18 protein-coding genes are annotated in these 16,569 nt (G+C 71.4%); 10 read left to right on the top strand and 8 right to left on the bottom strand.

Annotated features, from left to right (window positions below):
* Window positions 1–16: 16 nt before the first annotated feature.
* Complete coding sequence (locus AB0K00_RS26520) at window positions 17–868, top strand: 3-hydroxyacyl-CoA dehydrogenase family protein (RefSeq protein ID WP_363524871.1); 852 nt, start codon at window positions 17–19, stop codon at window positions 866–868.
* On the opposite strand, the gene AB0K00_RS26515 is transcribed toward AB0K00_RS26520, so the two are convergent.
* The 3 genes from AB0K00_RS26515 to AB0K00_RS26505 are packed head-to-tail and all read right to left on the bottom strand — an operon-like array spanning window position 853 to window position 4,712.
* Window positions 853–3,045 (bottom strand): ATP-binding protein, encoded by a 2,193-nt coding sequence (locus tag AB0K00_RS26515; protein WP_363524868.1) that lies wholly within the window; start codon window positions 3,043–3,045, stop codon window positions 853–855. The two genes, AB0K00_RS26520 and AB0K00_RS26515, sit on opposite strands and share 16 nt — an antisense overlap.
* Before the next feature lie 42 nt (window positions 3,046–3,087).
* On the bottom strand, window positions 3,088–3,873 hold the full coding sequence (locus AB0K00_RS26510; protein ID WP_363524865.1) for an ABC transporter permease: 786 nt from the start codon (window positions 3,871–3,873) through the stop codon (window positions 3,088–3,090).
* Window positions 3,870–4,712, bottom strand: a complete 843-nt coding sequence (locus AB0K00_RS26505; protein ID WP_363524863.1) for an ABC transporter ATP-binding protein — start codon at window positions 4,710–4,712, stop codon at window positions 3,870–3,872. The genes AB0K00_RS26510 and AB0K00_RS26505 overlap by 4 nt, the downstream gene beginning before the upstream one ends.
* Before the next feature lie 78 nt (window positions 4,713–4,790).
* Between AB0K00_RS26505 and AB0K00_RS26500 the strand changes: the two genes are divergently transcribed.
* The 3 genes from AB0K00_RS26500 to AB0K00_RS26490 are packed head-to-tail and all read left to right on the top strand — an operon-like array spanning window position 4,791 to window position 8,041.
* Window positions 4,791–6,782 (top strand): protein meaA, encoded by a 1,992-nt coding sequence (locus AB0K00_RS26500; protein WP_363524860.1) that lies wholly within the window; start codon window positions 4,791–4,793, stop codon window positions 6,780–6,782.
* 54 nt (window positions 6,783–6,836) lie between these two features.
* Window positions 6,837–7,325, top strand: a complete 489-nt coding sequence (locus tag AB0K00_RS26495) for a SigE family RNA polymerase sigma factor (protein ID WP_363524857.1) — start codon at window positions 6,837–6,839, stop codon at window positions 7,323–7,325.
* Entirely contained in the window at window positions 7,322–8,041 is a 720-nt protein-coding gene (locus AB0K00_RS26490) for a hypothetical protein (RefSeq protein ID WP_363524855.1), read from the top strand. The genes AB0K00_RS26495 and AB0K00_RS26490 overlap by 4 nt, the downstream gene beginning before the upstream one ends.
* 8 nt (window positions 8,042–8,049) lie before the next feature.
* On the opposite strand, the gene AB0K00_RS26485 is transcribed toward AB0K00_RS26490, so the two are convergent.
* On the bottom strand, window positions 8,050–8,679 hold the full coding sequence (locus tag AB0K00_RS26485; protein WP_363524852.1) for a DUF4126 domain-containing protein: 630 nt from the start codon (window positions 8,677–8,679) through the stop codon (window positions 8,050–8,052).
* An 89-nt stretch (window positions 8,680–8,768) separates the two neighbouring features.
* Here AB0K00_RS26485 and nucS point away from each other — a divergent pair, with 89 nt between their 5' ends.
* Entirely contained in the window at window positions 8,769–9,428 is a 660-nt protein-coding gene (nucS, locus tag AB0K00_RS26480; protein ID WP_363524849.1) for an endonuclease NucS, read from the top strand.
* A 122-nt stretch (window positions 9,429–9,550) separates the two neighbouring features.
* Here nucS and AB0K00_RS26475 read toward each other — a convergent pair whose 3' ends face one another.
* Window positions 9,551–11,056, bottom strand: a complete 1,506-nt coding sequence (locus AB0K00_RS26475) for an aldehyde dehydrogenase family protein (RefSeq protein ID WP_363524846.1) — start codon at window positions 11,054–11,056, stop codon at window positions 9,551–9,553.
* 102 nt (window positions 11,057–11,158) lie between these two features.
* Between AB0K00_RS26475 and AB0K00_RS26470 the strand changes: the two genes are divergently transcribed.
* Window positions 11,159–11,971, top strand: coding sequence for an alpha/beta fold hydrolase (locus AB0K00_RS26470; protein ID WP_363524843.1), 813 nt, complete (start codon window positions 11,159–11,161; stop codon window positions 11,969–11,971).
* On the opposite strand, the gene AB0K00_RS26465 is transcribed toward AB0K00_RS26470, so the two are convergent.
* The 3 genes from AB0K00_RS26465 to AB0K00_RS26455 form a co-directional block, all read right to left on the bottom strand.
* Window positions 11,968–12,669, bottom strand: a complete 702-nt coding sequence (locus tag AB0K00_RS26465; RefSeq protein WP_363524840.1) for an SDR family NAD(P)-dependent oxidoreductase — start codon at window positions 12,667–12,669, stop codon at window positions 11,968–11,970. The two genes, AB0K00_RS26470 and AB0K00_RS26465, sit on opposite strands and share 4 nt — an antisense overlap.
* 76 nt (window positions 12,670–12,745) lie before the next feature.
* On the bottom strand, window positions 12,746–13,246 hold the full coding sequence (locus tag AB0K00_RS26460; RefSeq protein WP_363524837.1) for a MarR family transcriptional regulator: 501 nt from the start codon (window positions 13,244–13,246) through the stop codon (window positions 12,746–12,748).
* A gap of 56 nt (window positions 13,247–13,302) precedes the next feature.
* Entirely contained in the window at window positions 13,303–13,659 is a 357-nt protein-coding gene (locus AB0K00_RS26455) for a DoxX family protein (RefSeq protein ID WP_363524834.1), read from the bottom strand.
* Window positions 13,660–13,796: 137 nt separating this feature from the next.
* Between AB0K00_RS26455 and AB0K00_RS26450 the strand changes: the two genes are divergently transcribed.
* From AB0K00_RS26450 to AB0K00_RS26435, 4 genes are read left to right on the top strand one after another with little or no spacing between them, the layout of a single operon-like run.
* On the top strand, window positions 13,797–14,213 hold the full coding sequence (locus tag AB0K00_RS26450) for a hypothetical protein (RefSeq protein WP_363524831.1): 417 nt from the start codon (window positions 13,797–13,799) through the stop codon (window positions 14,211–14,213).
* 30 nt (window positions 14,214–14,243) lie between these two features.
* A complete protein-coding gene (locus tag AB0K00_RS26445) occupies window positions 14,244–15,227 on the top strand; it encodes an alpha/beta hydrolase (protein ID WP_363524828.1) in 984 nt (327 codons plus the stop codon).
* Between the two features lie 16 nt (window positions 15,228–15,243).
* Window positions 15,244–15,738: a DUF456 domain-containing protein gene (locus AB0K00_RS26440; RefSeq protein ID WP_363525058.1), complete on the top strand. Its 495-nt coding sequence runs from the start codon at window positions 15,244–15,246 to the stop codon at window positions 15,736–15,738.
* A 35-nt stretch (window positions 15,739–15,773) separates the two neighbouring features.
* Window positions 15,774–16,529: a maleylpyruvate isomerase family mycothiol-dependent enzyme gene (locus tag AB0K00_RS26435; RefSeq protein ID WP_363524825.1), complete on the top strand. Its 756-nt coding sequence runs from the start codon at window positions 15,774–15,776 to the stop codon at window positions 16,527–16,529.
* Window positions 16,530–16,569: the final 40 nt, after the last annotated feature.

Below are 16,569 nucleotides of genomic sequence, written 5' to 3'. Positions count from 1 at the left end.
TGCGAAAGGAAGTCACATGGCGGGTCGACTGGCGGTCATCGGAGCGGGGCTGATGGGATCGGGCATCGCCCAGGTCGCCGCGCAGGCCGGGTGGGAGGTGACGCTGCGGGACCTGTCCGACGAGGCGGTCCGGCGCGGCGTCGAGGCGATCGAGAAGTCGCTGACGAAGTTCGCGAGCAAGGGCGTGATCGCCGAGGGCGACGTCCAGGCGGCGCTGGGACGGATCACGACCACCACGGACCTCGACGCGGCGGCCGACGCAGACATCGTGGTCGAGGCGGTGTTCGAGCGGCTGGACGTGAAGCAGGAGCTGTTCACGGCACTGGACAAGATCTGCCGGGCCGACGCGGTCCTCGCGACGAACACGTCGGCGATCCCGGTGACGCAGATCGCCACGGTGACTGCTCGTCCGGAGCAGGTCGTGGGGACGCACTTCTTCAGCCCCGTACCGGTGATGAAGCTGTGCGAACTGGTGCGTGGTTACAAGACGAGCGACGCGACCCTGGCCACGGCCCGGGCGTTCGCGGAGGAGATCGGCAAGACCTGCATCGTGGTCAACCGGGACGTCGCCGGGTTCGTCACCACGCGGCTGATCGCGGCGCTGGTGGTCGAGGCGGTCCAGCTGGTCGAGAGCGGCGTGGTGAGCGCCGAGGACCTGGACCTGGCCTGCAAGCTGGGCTTCGGCCACGCGATGGGGCCGCTCGCGACCACCGACCTGACGGGCGTGGACGTGCTGTACCACGCGGCGAAGAACATCCACACGGACACCGCCGACGCGAAGTTCTTCCCGCCGGAGCTGCTGGCACGGATGGTCGTGGCCGGTGACCTGGGCCGCAAGTCGGGCAAGGGGTTCTACACGTATTCGTGAGCGGTGACGCCGGCCGGGGCCGGCAAGGGAATCGAGGCCCCGGGCACGGTGAAGCTGAAGCGGCTGCCGCCGCCCGGGTTGTCCACGACGGTGATCGAGCCGCCGTGCCGGTCGATGACGCGGCGGCAGATCGCCAGGCCGAGGCCGGTCCCGCCGTAGGACTGGCCGGTGTGGGCCCGGTGGAAGGACTCGAAGACCTGCGGCTTGTCGGCGTCGGGCACGCCGATGCCGCGGTCGGCGACCTCGATCCGGACCCAGCCAGGGGCGGCCGGTGACGCGCTGACGTCGACCTTCGGGGTGCGGCCGGGCTGCACGTACTTGAGGGCGTTGCCGACGAGGTTGTCCAGCACGTGCCGCAGCAGCGCGGGGTCCGCCTCGACCCAGGGCAGCGGGCCGACGTAGATGTCGGGGCGGACGGCCAGGTGGTTGACCCGTTCGGCGACGACCTCATCGACCAGCGCGGTGAGGTCCAGCGGCTGCGGCTTGAGGGCCGCGTCGCGGGCGGTGGTGTAGGCGAGCAGGTCGTCGATGAGCCGTCGCATCCGCACCACCCCGGCGCTGACCCGGTCGATGCTGGCGCTGGCCTCCCGGGCTTCCCGCGACTGCGGCACGGCCGGCTCGAGCGCGTCGTGCGCCATCTCGGCGTGCGCGGCGATGACCGTCAGCGGGTTCTTGAGGTCGTGCGCGACGATGCCGGCGAACGCGGTCAGGTCGCCCTCGCGCTCCCGCACCTCCGTGATGTCGTGGAACACCGCGATGGCGCCGCGCCGCCCGTCGACGTCGAGCGGGCGGCCGCTGACGGACAGCAGGGTGCCCTCGGGCCGGGCCGCGTTGCGGATGACCATCTCGACCCGGTCCGTCGACTCGCCGGCGAGGGCCCGGACCAGCGGCAGCTCCTCGATCGGGAACTCGGTCAGGCCGTCGGGCCGGTAGATGCCGTAGTGCTGCTGCCAGCCGTCGACGCCGTCCGCGTCGGCGTCCACGCCCAGCATCGCCTTCGCCGCGGGGTTGTGCACCAGGAACACGCCCTGCTCGTCGACGACGCCCACGCCGTCGCTGATCCGGTCGAGGATGCCGTTGAGCAGGTCGACCTGGCGGTGCGCGGTGCGTTCGGCCTCGCGCAGCTCGGCGGTCGCCGCGACGACCCGGGCTTCGGCGCGGGCCCGCCCGCCGGCCAGGGCCCACAGCATGCACACGACCAGCAGGGTCAGCATCGTGCCGCCGGCGCCGATCGCGAGCGGGGCGGTATTGGCCGGGCCGGTCAGGCCGGCCAGCCGGTTGGAGTCGGCGGTCAGGGTCAGCCGCCACTGCCGGTTGGCGATCGGGATGGTCACCTCCCGGCGCAGGTCCGGGTGGGCGATGCGGTGCAGGAACGCGACCCGGGTGTCCTGCCCGCCACCGTTGTCGGCCCACAGGTCGGCGTCGACCTTGCCCTGGGTGGCGTCGTCCAGGGCGCCGCCGACGAAGTTCTGCCCGCGCAGGCCGAAGACCACCCAGCCCTTGAACGTCTTGGTGCCCGCCGCGGTCGGGTTGCCGTACACCGGCGCTGCGATCGCGAACGACAGCTGCTGCCGCGTCACCGGCAGGGCCCGGTCGCGCAGCAGCACGTAGGTGTCGGAGACCGCCGCGGCACCGGCGCGCCGGGACTCGTTGAGCGCGGCGGTCGGCTCGGCGGACTGGGACAGGTCGGTGCCGGCCGTGGTGCTGGGCGCGCCGTCCAGCGGGCGGGAGAAGATGACGAACAGGTGCTCCCGGCCGCTGCCCTTGGCGGTCAGGTCGAGCCCGGTGACGCCGCGGTCACGCCAGAACCGCTCGACGTCGTCCAGCTGCGAGTCCTCCGCCGGCACGACGAAGACCAGCGACGTGGCGCCCGGCAGCCCGGCGTCCCGCAGCGGCGCCGTGGTGGTGGCGAAGTCGTCGAAGGTCAGCGTCTCGTGCGCCCCCACGGCGGCGGCGACGGTGCGCAGCGCATCCGGGTACCGGTGGATCTCGGTGCGCACGGCGGCCTCGGCGAGGGACGTGTCGCGGTCCATGACCGCGTTGGCGCGCGCCTGCTGGTTGTGCCGCAGTGAGGCGGCGGCATTCCAGGACGCCGCGAGGCCGAGGGCGAGGACGAGGAGCATCGCCAGGATGCCGACCGTGCCGGCATGCCGGACCGCCCTGCCCAGCCGACCCATCACCTCGCCCTGATCGGCGTCGCGGGCGCGGCCTTGAGCGAATTACCCCCGGTCGGTCCAGCGGAACGTGAACACGCACAGCGCCAGCCCGATGACGACCCACGCGGCGAGCGCGATCGCGACGTGGCCGAGCTGCCAGGCGCCGCCGACCTCCTGGGCCGCGAACGAGTCCGGCAGGAACACCGAACGCATGCCCTGGCACATCCATTTCAGCGGGAACAGCGACGCGATGGTGCGCATCCAGTCGGGGATGCTCGTGTACTGGAAGAAGACCCCGGAGATGAACTGCAGCACCAGCGCGACGGGGGTCACGATCGCCGGCGCGCCACGCCCGCTCCGGGCGAGGGAGGAGAAGGCGATCCCGCACAGCGTGCACGCGGTGATCCCGAGCAGCGACACCCAGGCGAACGTCGCCCATTTCTCCGCGGTCGAGGGCAACGGCAGGCCGTAGAACGCCGCGGCGGTCGCCACCAGCACCACGGTCTCCGCCGCGCCGATCGCGAGCACCATGACGACCTTGCCGATGAAGTACGCGGTGCGCGGCATCGGCGTGCCCCGCAGCCGCTTCAGGATGCCCTTCTCGCGCTCGATCGGGATCTGGATCGCCAGGGCCTGGAACCCGGTGGTCAGCAGCCCGGCGGCGATGATGCCGGCCGCGAAGTACTGCGTGAACGACACGCCGGGCGCGATCTCGGCGTCGAAGACCGCGCCGAAGATGACGAGCAGCAGGAGCGGGAAGACGAGCGTGAAGATCACCGACTCCCGGCTGCGCAGGAACTGCTTGATCTCCAGCCCGCCGCGGGCCAGGCCGAGCCGCAACGTCGTCATTCGCCGGCGCCGATCATCCGCAGGTACACGTCCTCGAGGCTGGGCCTGGCGACGGTCAGGCCGGGGACCTCGCCACCGAACTGCTCGGCGAGCCTGGCCACGACCGCGGTCGGGGTGTCGGTCTGCTCCTGCCGGGGGCCGTCGGCGGTGTGCCAGCCGACCGTGGCGGCGGCGGTGCCCCGGTTGCCGAGCCGCGACGGGGCGTCGACGGCGACGAGCTTGCCGCCGACGAGCACGCCGACCCGGTCGGCGAGGGTCTCGGCCTCGTCCAGGTAGTGCGTGGTGAGCAGGATCGTGGTGCCGACCGCGGCCAGCTGGCGGATCAGGCCCCAGAACTCGCGGCGCGCCTCCGGGTCGAAGCCGGTCGTCGGCTCGTCGAGGAACAGCAGCTCCGGCCGGCCGATGATGCCGAGCGCCACGTCGAGGCGGCGCTTCTGCCCGCCGGACAGGACCCTGGTGCGGGCGCCGCGCTTGTCGTTGAGCCCGACCCGCTCGATGACGGCGTCCGGGTCGTCGGCGTTGCGGTAGTACAGCGCGAAGTGGTGCACGACCTCGCGGACCGTCAGGTCGTCGAACTCCCCGGTGCTCTGCAGCACGATGCCGACCCGCTGCTTCCACGCCGCGTCGGCGTTCTGGGGGTCGACGCCGAGGACCGACGCCTCGCCGGACGTGCGCCGCCGGAACCCCTCGAGGATCTCCACGGTGGTGGTCTTGCCCGCGCCGTTCGGGCCAAGCAGGGCGAACACCTCACCGCGGTGCACGTCGAGGTCGACGCCGTCGACGGCGACATGTCCCCGGTACCGCTTGTGTAGCCCGCGCACGGTGATCGCTTCCGTCACGGCGTTCACTATAGGCACCAGGCATCCGGTGAGGATTTTCACCGCTCCGATCAAGTTACCCCTGAGTAAGGTGCTCCTATGGCGAAGCTCCCCGAGCGCGACCGCCCATGGGTCATGCGCACCTATGCCGGCCACTCGTCGGCAGCCGCTTCCAACGCCCTGTTCCGGCGCAACCTGGGCAAGGGGCAGACCGGCCTGTCGGTCGCCTTCGACCTGCCCACGCAGACCGGCTACGACCCCGACGCAGAGCTGGCGCGCGGCGAGGTCGGCCGGGTCGGCGTGCCGATCTCGCACCTCGGCGACATGCGCACCCTCTTCGGCGGCATCGACCTCGGCCTCGCCAACACGTCGATGACGATCAACGCCACCGCAATGTGGCTGCTGAGCCTCTACGTCACCGTCGCACGGGAGCAGGGCGCGCCCCTTGAGGCACTGGCCGGCACCACGCAGAACGACATCGTCAAGGAGTACCTGTCCCGGGGCACGCACATCTTCCCGCCGGGGCCGTCGCTGCGCCTGACCACCGACACGATCGCGTGGACCGTGGCGAACTGCCCGAAGTGGAACCCGGTCAACATCTGCTCGTATCACCTGCAGGAGGCGGGGGCGACCCCCGTGCAGGAGCTGGCGTTCGCGCTCGCCACGGCGATCGCCGTGCTCGACGCGGTGCGTGACTCCGGCCAGCTGCCACCGGAACGCTTCACCCAGGTCGCGGCGCGCATCTCGTTCTTCGTCAACGCCTCGGTCCGCTTCGTCGAGGAGACCGCGAAGATGCGGGCGTTCGGCGTGCTCTGGGCCCGCCTGCTGACCGACAGATACGAAATTTCCGACAAGTCGGCAAAGCGGTTCCGGTACGGGGTGCAGGTCAACAGCCTCGGCCTCACCGAGTCGCAGCCCGAGAACAACGTGCAGCGCATCGTGCTGGAGATGCTGGGCGTGACGCTGTCCCGTGACGCCCGGGCGCGTGCCGTACAACTCCCGGCCTGGAACGAGGCACTCGGCCTGCCCCGCCCCTGGGACCAGCAGTGGTCCCTGCGCATGCAGCAGGTCCTGGCGTTCGAGTCCGACCTGCTGGAATACCCCGACCTGTTCGAGGGCTCGCACGTCATGACCGCCCTCGTCGACGACCTGGTCGCCGGGGCGACCGCCGAGCTCGACCGGGTCCTGGAGATGGGCGGCGTCGTCGCGGCCGTCGAGTCCGGCTACCTCAAGAGTGCCCTCGTGGCGTCGCTGGCCGAGCGGCGCGGCCGGATGGAGCGCGGCGAGGACGTCGTGGTCGGCGTCAACCGCTTCCCCGAGACCGAGCCGTCGCCGCTGGTCGCCGCCGGTGCCGCGGCGATCGAGCAGATCGACCCGGCGGTCGAGGCCGCGGCCGTGGAGTCCCTGGCCGCCTGGCGCGCCTCCCGCGACGCCGGCGAGGTCGCCGCGACCCTCGACCGGCTGCGGGAGGCCGCCGGCGGCACGGGCAACCTCATGGAGGCCACCCTCGACTGCGTCCGCGCGGGCGTGACCACCGGCGAGTGGGCGTCCGTGCTGCGGGACGTCTTCGGCGAGTACCGCGCGCCCACCGGCCTCACCGGCGCGGTGTCCTCCTCCGCGCCCGGCACCGCGCTGGTCGCCGTGCGCGAGCGGGTCCGCCGCACCGCGGAGGAGCTCGGCGCCGGCCGGCTGCGGATGCTGGTCGGCAAGCCCGGCCTCGACGGGCACTCCAACGGGGCCGAGCAGATCGCCGTGCGTGCCCGCGACGCCGGCTTCGAGGTGGTGTACCAGGGGATCCGCCTGACCCCGGCACAGATCGTCGCGGCGGCGGTCGAGGAGGACGTGGACCTCGTCGGCCTCTCGGTCCTGTCCGGCTCGCATCTGGCGGCGGTCGCGTCGGTACTGGCGGGGCTGCGCGCCGAGGGGCTCGACGACCTGCCGGTCGTGGTGGGCGGCATCATCCCGCCCGAGGACGCGCTGGTGCTGCGCGCCTCCGGGGTGGCCAGAGTCTTCACGCCGAAGGACTTCGCGATCACCGACGTCGTCGACGAGCTCGTCACCGTCGTGCGGGAGGCGCACAAGCTCCCTTAGCCTGCAACCTTTCTCCGGTTCGCGTCGTCGTAGCGCGGAGAAAGGGGGAGGCCGATGCCGCAGGACGACGAGTTCCGCGAGTACGTCGCCGTGCGGATGGACCGCTGGCGCCGCACCGCGTTCCTGCTCTGCCGTGACTGGCACGCCGCCGACGACCTGGTGTCGATCATGGTGGGCAAGCTGTACTGGCACTGGGCGAAGGTCAGCCGGGCCGACAACCGCGACGCGTTCGCCCAGAAGGTGCTGACCCGCACCTGGCTCGACGAACGCCGCCGGCCCTGGTCGCGGGAGCGGGCCAGCGCGCACCTGCCCGAGCCGGTGCACAGCCCGCACGACCGCGTCGACGACCGGGCCTCGCTCAACGACCTGCTCGGTTCGCTCGGCCCGCGCCAGCGGGCGGTGTTGGTGCTGCGCTTCTATCTCAACTGCTCGGTCGAGGAGACCGCGGACCTGCTCGGCGTCTCCGCCGGCACGGTCAAGAGCCAGTCCGCGCGCGCCCTGGAAGCGCTGCGCCAACTCGCCGCATCGGGGGACCAGCGATGACACAGCAACTCTTCGACGAGATGATCGGCAACCCGCCGCCGTCCACCGTGGACGTCGACGGGATCGTGCGCCGCAAGACGGGCCAGCGCCGGCTGCGGCGCGCGGCGCTGGGCGTCACCGCGATGGTCGCGGTCCTCGCGGTCGTGGGCGTCGCCGCGCTCCTGCCCCACGGCGACCGTCCCGGCCCGGGCGTCGCCGATCGCCCCAGCGGGTCGGCGGCACCGTCCGGGGGCGTGGACTCCCGGCCGGATCCCAGCGCGTTCTTCGAGGAGTCGATGCGCAACTGGCTGCCGCAGCGGCTGCGGTGGCTCGACCTGCCGCCGAAGATCGTGCCGCCGTCGGACGGTGGTGTGCCGTCGACGGCACGGGCCCGGGTGGACGTCGCCGGACGTCAGGGCACCGTGGTGGTGACGGTCTGGCCGCGCGGCGTGGATGCCGCCGACGGCTGCGACGGCCTGCAGCAATGCCTGCCGTTGTCAGAACCGGGCGAGATCCCGTCCTGCGGCTGGATCCGCGACGTCGCGGTCCGGCCCGAGCTGGGGCTGACCAGGCCGGGCTGGGAGGTGCGGTGCGTCAAGGTGGGCGGCCGGGCGGTCTCGATCATGGTCACCAACCAGACCGGCGCCCCCACCGACCCGCTGCCCCAGGCGGAGCTGCCGGTCCACCTCGCCGACGTGCTCCCGATCATCGCGGTCCTGGTCGAATACGTGCAGTGACCGGTGCGTCAGGTGGGCCGGTACCCCTGGGACTGTGCCCACTTGGCGGCGGCCTTCTCCTCCTTGCGGCGCTTCCGGCGGCGCATCATCCACCAGAATGCGACGAACAGCAGCACCACGAACAGCAGCACCAGCACCGGCAGGATGATCGCGACCAGCGCCATGGAGACGCTCACGATGTCCTCGATGGTGCTCACGACCGGCGCGCCGAAGCCCGCCGTGCTCGCGTTGATCACGGGTCTGGACGCTGCCTTCATCCCGTGTACGCCCAGCGAGATCGCGCCGCCGACCACGATCGGCACCCATTGATGACTGCTGAAGAACGAGCCCGGGTCGGTCACGGTCACGGTCTCGGAGCTCGACGCCGCGCCGAAGGCGAGACCGCCCGCGGTCGGCCGCACGAACGTCTGGAGCACGTCGTTGACGTGGTCGACCACCGGCACCTTGTCAGCGACGAACTCGATCGCCAGCAGCATGGCGACGATCGCGAGGGTCCACCCGTTCTCCATCCACGACCAGTTGCCGGGCAGCGTGATGAGATCGGTATACCTCGCCAGCACACCGATCGCGAGCAACGGGATGTAGGCGTTCAACCCGGCCGATGTGGCCAGGCCGAGGCCCGTCAATGACTCCAGCACGCCCCTAGCATGACATCGACGCGCCACCCCGGCTCTGCGCACCGGGTGTCAGTCCGGCATCACCAGCCGCTGCGGCTAGGCTGTCGCGCGTGCGTCTCGTCATCGCCAAGTGCTCGGTCGACTACGTCGGCCGGCTCACGGCCCACCTGCCGCCCGCCATCCGCCTCATCATGGTCAAGTCCGACGGCTCGGTCCTGGTGCATTCCGACACCGGCGGCTACAAGCCGCTGATGTGGATGACCCCGCCCTGCCGCCTGGAGGAGTCCGAGGGACTGTGGAGGGTGGTCAACAAGGGCGGTGAGGAGCTGCAGATCACCGTCGAGGAGATCCTGCACGACGGCGCCCACTCCCTCGGCATCGATCCCGGCCTGGTCAAGGACGGCGTCGAGGCGCACCTGCAGGTGCTGCTCGCCGCCCACCCGCAGACCCTCGGCGAGGGCTACACGCTGGTCCGCCGGGAGTACATGACCGCGATCGGCCCGGTCGACCTGCTGTGCAAGGACGCCCAGGGCGCCTCGGTCGCGGTCGAGATCAAGCGCCGCGGCGAGATCGACGGCGTGGAGCAGCTCACCCGCTACCTGGAGCTGATGGGCCGCGACCCGCTGCTCGCCCCGGTGCGCGGCATCTTCGCCGCCCAGGAGATCAAGCCCCAGGCCAGGGTGCTGGCCGAGGACCGCGGCATCCGCTGCGTCGTCCTCGACTACAACGCCCTGCGCGGCCTGGTGAAAGACGAGCTCACGCTGTTCTAGACCTGCGCACCGGACCTCGATGGTGACGGCCGATTCAACCAAATCCTAGCCTGGCCATGGAAATTGATCTCCGGCGTCGTCACCTTCTGTAGTCTGCGCAGCCTACCAGTCCCGCGCGCCGGCTACTTGGAGCGGCCGTGGACGAGCTTCACGATCTTCAGGACCTGCTTCATGGTCTTCGGGGTGCGGTCGAAGGTCATGGTGGGCAGCAGGGTCGGGCCGCGGCGCTTCACGATCGCCTTCGCCCGGGTGAACTCGCGCAGGCCGTCCTCGCCGTGGATGCGGCCGAAGCCTGACCCGCCGACGCCGCCGAACGGCAGGGACGGCATGCCGGCGAAGGTGAGCGCCGAGTTGACCGACGTCATGCCGGAGCGGACGCCCCGGGCCAGCTCCAGGCCCCGCGACTTGGAGAAGATCGAGCCGCCCAGGCCGTACCCGGTGCCGTTGGCGAGCCTGACGGCCTCATCGGCGTCCTTGACGCGGGCGACGGTGAGCGTCGGGCCGAAGGTCTCCTCCTGCACGGCGGCCGCGTCCTCGGGCACGTCGACCAGGATCGTCGGGCTGACGAACGGCGGGCGGACCGCCTCGGCGCCGCCCAGGACCGCGCGGCCGCCACGGGTCAGCGCGTCCTCGATGTGGCGCCGGATGATGTCGATCTGCGACGGCATGGTGATCGGGCCGATGTCGGCGGTGCCCTCCTCGCCGACGGTGAGCTTCGCCGCGCGGGCGACCACGCGGCCGAGGAACTCGTCGTAGACGCCGGTGGCCACGTACACCCGCTCGATGCCGACGCAGGTCTGGCCCGCGTTGGTCAGGCCGCCCCAGACGCACGCCTCGGCGGCGGCGTCGAGGTCGGCGTCGGCGGCGACGATCATGGCGTCCTTGCCGCCGCACTCAAGCAGCACGGGGGTCAGCGACTCGGCGGCGGCCGCCATGACCTTCTTCCCGGTTGCCGTCGACCCGGTGAACGCGATCTTGTCGACCCCGGAGCGGCACAGCGCCCCGCCGACGTCGCCCATGCCGTGCACGATCTGCAGCACCGGCTGCTCCGGCACCACCTCGGCGAACCGGTCGACGATCCACTGGCCCACCGCGGGCGTGTACTCGCTCGGCTTGAACACCACCGCGTTGCCGGCGGCGAGGGCGTACGCGATGGAGCCCATCGGCGTCAGCACCGGATAGTTCCACGGCCCGATGACACCGATGACGCCGAACGGCAGGTATTCCAGGTAGGAGGTGTGCTCGGTGAGCAGGATCGACGAGCCGACCCGGCGCCGCCCGAGGACCTTGCGGGCGTGGTGCGCGGCCCAGGCCACGTGGTCGATCGCGCCGATCGCCTCGACCAGGGCGTCCGCGGTGGGCTTGCCGCCCTCGCGGTGCATCAGCTCGGCGAGCTCCTCGAGGCGGTTGGTGAGCACGCTGCGGAACGCGAGCAGCCGCTTGCGCCGGCCGGCGAAGCCGAGTCCGGCCCACCAACCCGCCGCGTCCCGGGCGCGCCGGACGGCGTCGGTGACATGATCGGGGGAAGCCACGGGGAAGCGGCCGACCTCTTCGCCGCTGGCCGGGCTGGTCGAGATCAGCGAGCCCTCGTCGATGGCGGGGACGCCGGGAGTTCGCGTGGCGGTCATGGCGCGAGTGTAAACCCGGAAATTACTCACGAGTAGCCCCGAAACCATGTCGAGAACGCCGCGCCCGCCACGACCGTCGGGCAGCAGCCATGAGGAGGAATCATGAAGGTCGAAACGCTGGTCGTGCCCGGGGCCACGCTGCGCTACGAGGTCCGTGGCAACGGTCCGGTCCTGTTGCTGATCTGCGGCGGGGTGTACGACGCCGAGGGTTTCTCGGGCCTCGCCGACGCGCTTGCCGAGGACCGGACCGTCGTCACCTACGACCGTCGCGGCAACTCGCGCAGCCGCCTGGACGGCCCGCCCGCGGTGCAGTCGGTCGAGGAGCACGGCGACGACGCGTACCGGCTGCTCGCCGCCGTCGGGGTCACCGAGGACGACCCGGCCGACGTGTTCGGCAACAGCTCCGGCGCCGAGATCGCCCTGGAGCTCGCGGCCCGGCACCCGGAGCTGGTGCGCACCGTGGTGGCGCACGAGCCGCCGGCGTTCGAGCTGCTCGGCGACGCCGTCCACTGGCGGGAGCTGATGCGCACGGTCGAGGAGACGTTCCACCGCGACGGCTGGGCCGCGGCGATGGGCGTCTTCGGCGAGGGCATGCACATGGCCGGCGAGGAGACCCCGGCGCAGGAGCCGTCCCCGGAGTTCATGGCGCGGATGCAGGGCAACCTGCCGTTCTTCGCCGGTTACGAGGTGCCGGCCTTCGGGGTGTGGGTGCCCGACCTCGACACGCTGCGCTCGAGCACCGCCCGGATCGTGCCCGCGGTCGGCGCGGCCAGCGCCGGCGAGGCCCCGCACCGCGTCGGCGTGGAGCTGGCGTCGCGGCTCGGGGTCGAGGTCGCCGAGTTCCCGGGCGGGCACGGCGGCCACGGCAACCCCGCGGTCTTCGCCCCGCGGCTGCGCGAGGTGCTGGCGCCTTAAGGAGCGTGCTCCTTGAGGATCCGCTCGGCGACGGTCATGGGATCGGCGAGCCGCCCCTCGGCGTGCGCGTCGATCCACCGCTGCTGGCCGGGGAAGTAGGTGCCGGACGCCGCGGCCCGGCGGATGTTGTCCTGCATGCCGGTGTCCATCTGCCCCGGGTCGACGCTGACGACGGTGATCCGCTCCTCGTCGGCGACCTGGGAGGCGACCGTCTCGAAGAAGGTCTCGCCGGCGGCCTTCGTGGTGCAGTAGAGCGACCAGCCGTCGATGATCCGGTGCGCTGCGCCGGAGGAGACGAAGAGCACCCGCAGCCGCGCCTCGCGGGGCGCCGCGCGCAGGAACGTGTTGGTCAGCACCACGGGCGCGGTCAGGTTGACCGCGATCGCGTGCGTGATCGCCTCGGTGCTGAGCTTGCCGACGGCGCCGATCGGATCGACGACGGCCGCGTTGTGCAGCAGCACCGCCTCGTCCGCGTCGCGCAGGAACGCCCGCAGCGTGTCGTGGTCGGGCAGCCAGTGGGCGTCGGCCACGTCGGTGGAGAAGAGGGTGATGTCGCCCGGCCGGTCGTCGCGGCCCTGGCGCTGTTCGGGGGTGAAGTGCCGGCCGACCGCAAGGATCCGATCGCCGCGCGCGTTGCACACATCGAAGAGGGCGGCGCCCAGGCCGCGGGACACCCCGGTGATCACGACGGCACGCATGCGGTCACTCTATTCCTGTCCGACCACGCGCCGACAGGCTCTGTGGTCCCGATGCGGTGACGGCTTTCCGGTTGGCTCAGCTTCGCGCCTTTGGTACCGGTGGACCCTTCGGCGCACCCGGGCAGGTCGAGCCGAGCCGGTCGGCGACCGCCCCGAGCGCGTCGGCCAATGCGGCGGTCTGTGCCTCGTCGAGGTGGTCGAAGATGAGCCGCCGCACGTCGGCCAGGTGCGCGGGGGAGACCTGCGCGGCGAAGCGGCGGCCGGCCTCGGTGACCCGGGCGATGCTGACCCGCCCGTCGCAGGCGTCGCCGGTCACCTCCACGTAGCCGAGGTCGACCAGCTTGCGCATGCGGTGACTGAGCCGGCTCTGTGACATGTTCATCTGGGCTGCCAGTTCCGACAGGCGCAGTCCCTCGTCCTCGTTGCTGAGCGCGGCCAGCAGCCCGTACTCCACGTGTACGAGACCGTGCGGGCGGAACGTGCGCTCCAGCTCCGGAAAACCGACGAGCACGACGGCCAGCAACGACATCCAAGCGCGCCGCTCGGTGTCGTCCAACCATCGTGTCTCGTCGTTCATGCCGTCCATGGTGCCTGGAGGTCCGGTACCGCGGCCAACGCCACGTCCGATACGCGTCAGAACCGGCCGATCGCGATGACCAGCGCGAGCGCGCCGAGCAGCAGGTTGAACGGCAGGACGCTGTATTCCTTGGCGCGCACGTGGTCGCCGATCGCGAGCAGCATCACGACGAGCAGGCCCACCGCGGCGATCGGGGTCAGGACGGGCGCGATGTCGGTCGCCCACGGCAGGATGAGGCCGAGGCCGCCGAGCACCTCCATCACCCCGATGAACTTGATTGTGCCGGCGCTGCGGCGCTGGGTCCAGGTCATGTTGGCCGGCAGCTTCTCCTTGGGCTGGATCACCTTCATCAGCCCGGCCGCGATGAAGGCCGCGCCGAGCAGGCCCTGCAGGACCCACAGAACGATGTTCATGGTTGCGTCTCCCTAAGTGTTTTAATCTTCAAGTACATAGTGGGGCCGTGATACTTGAAGCGTCAAGCACTGTCCTGGAGTCGACCGTCCTGGGTGGGTGAGCGTGGTTCACCTCCGGGCGGCCCACGGTGGGCCGCATGAGTACGACATCGACAACGGGCCGCCAATCCGGCTGGGTCACCGGCTTCGCCGTCTTCGCCGGCAGCATGATGGTCGTCATCGGCATCTTCCAGATCGTGGTCGGCCTGACCGCGATCTTCGAGGACACCTTCTACGTGCTCACCGACAACTACCTCTTCGGCTTCGACGTCCAGACGTGGGGCTGGATCCACCTGGCGCTCGGCGTGGTGGTCGCCGCCGGCGGGGTCGGGGTGCTCGCCGGCCAGGTCTGGGCGAGGGTCCTCGGCATCGTCCTCGCCGCGATCAGCGCGGTAGCCAACTTCCTGTTCCTGCCGTACTACCCGTTGTGGTCGATGCTCATCATTGCCGCGGACGTCGCGGTCATCTGGGCCCTCACCAAGTACGACCGGAACATGTGGGCCGACCACATGTGACACGCAATTCCGGGGTGTCACGATGCGGTGATGCACGTCACCACCCGCGGCCCCGTCGACGGCCCTCCGGTCCTGCTCATCCACGGCAACTGCTCATCATCGGGGTTCTGGGAGCCCCTGCTCCGTCACCTGCCGCAGGACTGGCGGATCGTCGCGCCGGACCTGCGCGGGTACGGCGCCAGCCCCGCACTCGGCGTCGACGCCACCCGGGGTGTACGCGACTTCGCCGACGACATCGCCCCGCTGCTGGACACCTTCGACCGCAAACCTGTCATCGTCGGGCACTCCCTCGGTGGCGGCGTCGCGATGCAGCTGCTGCTCGACCACCCTTCGTCCATCGCCGCGCTCGTGCTGGAGGCGCCGGTGTCGCCGTACGGCTTCGGCGGCACCCGCGACCTGGACGGCACCCCCACCACGCCGGACTTCGCCGGTACCGGCGGCGGCTCGGCCAACCCCGACTTCGTGCGGCTCCTCGCCGCCAAGGACCGTGGCACCGACGACCAGGCCAGCCCGCGCAACGTCATGCACGCCTTCTATGTCGCCGACGCCTCGTCGTTCGGCGACGACGAGGAGCTGCTGCTGGACACCATGCTCAGCACCGCCGTCGGCGACGACAACTACCCCGGCACCGGCACGACCAGCGACAACTGGCCCGGCGTCGGACCCGGCGACCGCGGGGTGCTCAACACGCTGTCCCCGCGCTGGCTGAACCTGTCCGGCATCGTCGACCTGCCGGTCAAGCCCCCGATCACCTGGATCCGCGGCGAGCAGGACGCGATCGTGTCCGACGCCTCGTTCTTCGACCTCGCCCAGCTCGGCAAGCTCGGCCTGGTCCCCGGCTGGCCCGGCGAGGACGCGTGCCCGCCCCAGCCGATGATCGGCCAGACCAGGGCGGTGCTCGCCGCGTACGGCCCGTACACCGAGATCGTCTACGAAGGCTGCGGCCACTCCCCGCACGTGGAACGCGCCGCGGACTTCGCCTCGGAATTGGCGCGGGTGGTCGCGTCCGCCTAGCCTGATCACCGTGGATATGACCGACAGCTCCGGCCTGGTGGCCTTCATCTCCGGCGCCGCGGTGCTGATCGGAGTCGTCGGTGTCCTGATCCCCATGCTCCCCGGCCTGCTCCTGTGCTGGGCCGGGGTCATGGTCTGGGCCGTCTTCGGCGGCCACGGCGCCACCGGCTGGACCGTCGCCGTCGCCGCGACCCTGGTGCTCGGCCTCGGCTTCGCCGCCAAGTACCTGGTCCCCGGCCGCAACCTGAAACGCGCCGGCGTGCCCAACCTGACCCTGTTCCTCGGCGGCGTCGTCGGCATCATCGGGTTCTTCCTCATCCCGATCGTCGGCCTGGTCCTCGGCTTCGTCCTCGGCGTCTTCGTCGTCGAACGCATCCGCCAGAAGGACAACGCCCTCGCCTGGCAGTCCACCAAGCACGCCCTCAAGGCCGCCGGCGTCTCGATGCTGATCGAGCTCGCCACCGCCCTGATCATCGCGGGCATCTGGGTCGCCGGCCTCCTCATCGCCTGAGCTTTTTTGTCGGGGGGTCGGCTTAGCATGTCGGCATGGAAATCGGGCAGCACATCGATGCGCTGGAGCGTGCCGGGCTCGACTTCGTCGACGCGGCGGAGAAGGCGGGCCTCGACGCCGCCGTGCCGACCTGCCCCGACTGGACGGTCCGCGACCTCGTCCAGCACGTGGGCTATGTCCACCGCTGGGCGACCGCCTATGTCCGCGACGCCCGGCCCGCCGTCCTCACCGACGACGAGGAGGAGGGCGCCGTCGGCCCCATGCCCGCCGACGCGGACCTCGTCCCCTGGTTCCAGGCCGGCCACGTCGCCCTCGTCGACCAGCTGCGCGCCGCCCCCGCCGACCTGACCTGCTGGCACTTCCTCCCGGCCGACTCCCCGCTCTCCTTCTGGGCCCGCCGCCAGGCCCACGAGACGATCATCCACCGCGCCGACCTCCACGCCGCCGCCGGCCAGCCCGACGGCGTCGACCGCGACCTCGGCGTCGACGGCATCGACGAGCTGCTCATGGCCTTCTATGCCGCCCGCGGCCGCCGCCTGCGCTGCGACGAGCCCGCCGTCCTCGCCGTCGAGGCCGCCGACGCCCCCCACTCCTGGACCGTCCGCATGGGCCCCACCGGCGCCGAGATCACCCGCGGCACCCCGACCACCGCCGACTGCACCCTCCGCGGCCCCGCCAGCGACCTCTACCTAGCCCTGTGGAACCGCCGCACCACCACCGACCTCCACGTCCACGGCGACCAGACCGTCCTGGCCCTCTGGCGCGCCCGCGCCACCATCCGCTGGACCTGACCAAGCCCACCCCGGCCCACCCGACGCACTCCATTTCGCC

This window comes from Dactylosporangium sp. NPDC049525 (genome assembly GCF_040676755.1).
In the GTDB taxonomy this organism is placed as follows: domain Bacteria; phylum Actinomycetota; class Actinomycetes; order Mycobacteriales; family Micromonosporaceae; genus Dactylosporangium.
The sequence above is the reverse complement of the archived record's forward strand: the minus strand, read 5'-3'. Positions and strand labels throughout refer to the sequence as shown.